The following is a 3,934-nucleotide window of genomic DNA, read 5'->3' on the forward strand; positions in this document are numbered from 1 at the left end:
AACGTGCTGACCTACGCCTGAGATTGGGCGCCAATAACGCGGCCGATATCCTGTCTCGTGGTCAGCAAAAGCTGGTCGTTTGTGCCCTACGGATTGCCCAGGGGCATCTCGTCAGCCAGGTTCGTCGCGGTCAGTGTATTTATCTGGTGGATGACTTGCCGTCTGAATTGGACGAGCAGCATCGCCGCGCGCTGTGTCGCTTGCTTGAAGAATTACACTGCCAGGTTTTTATCACCTGTGTAGATCACGAATTACTGAGGGAAGGCTGGCAGACGGATACGCCAGTTGCTTTGTTCCACGTGGAACAAGGCCGTATCACCCAGACCCACGACCATCGGGAGTGAAGGCATGAGCGAAAATCAAACGTACGACTCCTCCAGCATCAAGGTGCTGAAAGGGCTGGATGCCGTGCGCAAGCGTCCCGGCATGTACATTGGCGACACCGATGATGGTAGCGGCCTGCACCACATGGTCTTCGAAGTGGTCGACAACTCGATCGACGAAGCGCTCGCCGGTCATTGCGATGACATTACCGTCATCATCCATCCGGACGAATCCATCAGTGTTCGCGACAACGGTCGTGGCATTCCGGTCGACGTGCATAAAGAGGAAGGCGTTTCCGCCGCCGAGGTCATCATGACCGTACTGCACGCCGGCGGTAAGTTCGATGACAACTCCTACAAGGTCTCCGGCGGTCTGCACGGTGTAGGTGTCTCGGTGGTGAACGCCCTCTCCGAGAAGCTGGTCCTGACCGTTCGCCGTAGCGGAAAGATCTGGGAACAGACCTACGTTCACGGTGTGCCGCAAGCTCCGATGGCAGTGGTCGGCGAAAGCGAAACCACCGGTACCCACATCCACTTCAAGCCTTCGGCGGAGACCTTCAAGAATATCCACTTCAGCTGGGACATCCTGGCCAAGCGTATTCGTGAGCTGTCGTTCCTCAACTCGGGCGTTGGTATCCTGCTGAAGGACGAGCGCTCCGGCAAGGAAGAGTTCTTCAAGTACGAAGGTGGTCTGCGCGCATTCGTCGAATACCTGAACACCAACAAGACTCCGGTGAACTCTCAGGTCTTCCACTTCAACGTCCAGCGTGACGATGGTGTGGGTGTCGAAGTCGCCCTGCAATGGAACGACAGCTTCAACGAAAACCTGCTGTGCTTCACCAACAACATTCCGCAGCGTGACGGTGGTACTCACCTGGTGGGCTTCCGCTCCTCGCTGACCCGCAGCCTGAACAGCTACATCGAGCAGGAAGGCCTGGCCAAGAAGAACAAGGTGGCGACCACGGGTGACGATGCCCGTGAAGGCCTGACCGCGATCATCTCGGTGAAGGTGCCGGATCCGAAGTTCAGCTCGCAGACCAAGGACAAGCTGGTTTCCTCGGAGGTGAAGACCGCCGTGGAACAGGAGATGAACAAGTACTTCGCCGACTTCCTGTTGGAAAACCCCAACGAAGCCAAGGCGGTCGTTGGCAAGATGATCGACGCGGCGCGTGCCCGTGAAGCAGCGCGCAAGGCGCGGGAAATGACCCGCCGCAAAGGTGCCCTGGATATCGCTGGTCTGCCGGGCAAGCTTGCCGACTGCCAAGAAAAGGACCCTGCCCTGTCCGAACTGTACCTGGTGGAGGGTGACTCCGCAGGTGGTTCGGCCAAGCAAGGTCGTAATCGTCGTACCCAGGCAATCCTGCCGCTGAAGGGTAAGATCCTCAACGTCGAGAAGGCTCGCTTCGACAAGATGATCTCGTCCCAGGAAGTCGGCACGCTGATCACCGCCCTCGGCTGTGGTATCGGCCGCGAAGAGTACAACATCGACAAGCTGCGTTATCACAACATCATCATCATGACCGATGCTGACGTTGACGGTTCGCACATCCGTACCCTGCTGTTGACCTTCTTCTTCCGTCAGTTGCCAGAGCTGGTCGAGCGCGGTTACATCTACATTGCCCAGCCACCGCTGTACAAGGTGAAGAAAGGCAAGCAGGAGCAGTACATCAAGGACGACGAGGCCATGGAAGAGTACATGACCCAGTCGGCCCTGGAAGATGCCAGCCTGCACCTGGACGAATCGGCGCCACCCGTGTCGGGTGTTCAACTTGAGGCACTGGTCAACGAGTTCCGCGGCGTGATGAAGACGCTCAAGCGTCTGTCGCGCCTGTACCCGGAAGAGCTGACCGAGCACTTCATCTACTTGCCGGAAGTCACTCAGGCGCAGTTGGCCGATCACGCGACCATGCAAGCCTGGTTGGGCAAATTCCAGGAGCGCCTGAACAACAGCCAGAAGTCCGGTCTGACCTACCAGGCCAGCCTGCGCGAAGACAAGGAACGCAACATCTGGCTGCCGGAAGTCGAAGTTACTTCCCACGGTTTGGCCAGCTACGTGACCTTCAACCGCGAGTTCTTCGGCAGCAACGACTATCGTTCGGTAGTCGTGCTGGGCGCCAAATTGGCGACCTTGCTTGGCGAGGGTGCCTATGTTCAGCGTGGTGAGCGTCGCAAGGCAGTTACCGAGTTCAAAGAAGCCCTCGATTGGCTGATGAACGAAACCACCAAGCGCCACACCATCCAGCGATACAAAGGGCTGGGTGAGATGAACCCGGATCAGCTGTGGGAAACCACCATGGACCCGACGGTGCGCCGCATGCTCAAAGTCACCATCGAGGATGCGATTGCGGCCGACCAGCTGTTCAATACCTTGATGGGTGACGCGGTGGAACCTCGTCGTGACTTCATCGAAAGCAACGCGTTGTCGGTGTCCAACCTGGACTTCTGATTACTGTCGATGGGCACATTAAGTGTCGCAAGTGGGCGGATTATTGTCGCCTGGTCGTAAAAAACCCCAGCCTCAATGGCTGGGGTTTTTGTTATGGGTACTAATCATGAGTGATACTATTTCTGGAAAGGGAATGTCTATGAAATCTCCGCATGAGGAATTGCCTCTCCTATGCTGAAAAAAATCAGCGTCAAAAACTTCACAGTTTTTCGTGACTTGAATCTGAGTTGTTGCTCAGGCCTGAACATCATCGTCGGCGAAAATGGCATGGGGAAGACGCATCTGTTGAAAGCTGCGTATGCCCTCATTGCTACTGCTGCTGAAGCTGCCAAAAAGCCAAACTCAATTGATCCTACCAAAACGCATTTACAAAAGGCCTATGCCGAAAAGTTGATGGGGGTATTTAGGCCTGAATCGGTAGGTAGGCTCGCTCGACGAAAACAAGGTCGAGATCGCTGTGAGATTTCGCTTTCGTTCGATGAAGTGGCTTTTGATACCACGATTAGCTTTGCTACCAGCGCCAAAACCGATGTTCAAATCGAAAAGCTGCCTTCACGTTGGGACAAGCAAAGCCCGCTGTATATCCCTACTAGGGAGCTACTCACGATTTTTCCTGGTTTTGTTTCGGTGTATGAGGGGCACTATCTAGAGTTCGAAGAAACGTGGCGTGACACGTGTATTCACTTAGGTGCTCCGACATTGAAAGGCCCTAGAGAAAAACGCGCAAGCGAGCTACTGAAGCCCATTGAGCAGGCTATGGGCGGGAAGGTCGTTTTAGATACAAACGGACGTTTCTATCTGAAAATTCCCGGCAGCGGCACCATGGAGATGCCTCTTGTAGCCGAGGGACTAAGGAAACTGGCAATGCTCGCCCGCCTGATCGCCACAGGGTCGGTGCTCGACAAAGGGTATCTATTTTGGGATGAGCCTGAGGCCAACCTCAATCCACGCTTGATTCGTTTGGTTGCCACAGTCATCCACACGCTTGCGAAACAAGGGGTACAGGTTTTCATTGCTACACACAGCTTCTTTTTACTTAAAGAGCTAGACCTGTTGGCACGCCAAGATCCCTACCCCCTTCGTTTTTGGGGGCTGCAACGCGAAGAAGCTTCAGAGGGAGTTTTTGTTGAAGAGGTCGAGTCCTTGAGGGAGTTGACGAATCTCG

Annotated in this window: 2 protein-coding genes and 1 pseudogene; all 3 read left to right on the forward strand. The window is 55.1% G+C overall.

What is annotated here, in order from left to right:
- Positions 1-344 (forward strand): annotated as a pseudogene (locus VA602_RS15230) (DNA replication/repair protein RecF); the annotation flags it as partial.
- Between the two features lie 4 nt (positions 345-348).
- Positions 349-2,769, forward strand: coding sequence for a DNA topoisomerase (ATP-hydrolyzing) subunit B (gene gyrB, locus VA602_RS15235; protein WP_153774311.1), 2,421 nt, complete (start codon positions 349-351; stop codon positions 2,767-2,769).
- Between the two features lie 171 nt (positions 2,770-2,940).
- A partial coding sequence (locus VA602_RS15240; protein ID WP_323453635.1) for an AAA family ATPase occupies positions 2,941-3,934 on the forward strand: 994 nt, incomplete at its 3' end.

This window comes from Pseudomonas machongensis (assembly GCF_034961125.1).
Taxonomy (GTDB): Bacteria; Pseudomonadota; Gammaproteobacteria; order Pseudomonadales; family Pseudomonadaceae; genus Aquipseudomonas; species Aquipseudomonas machongensis.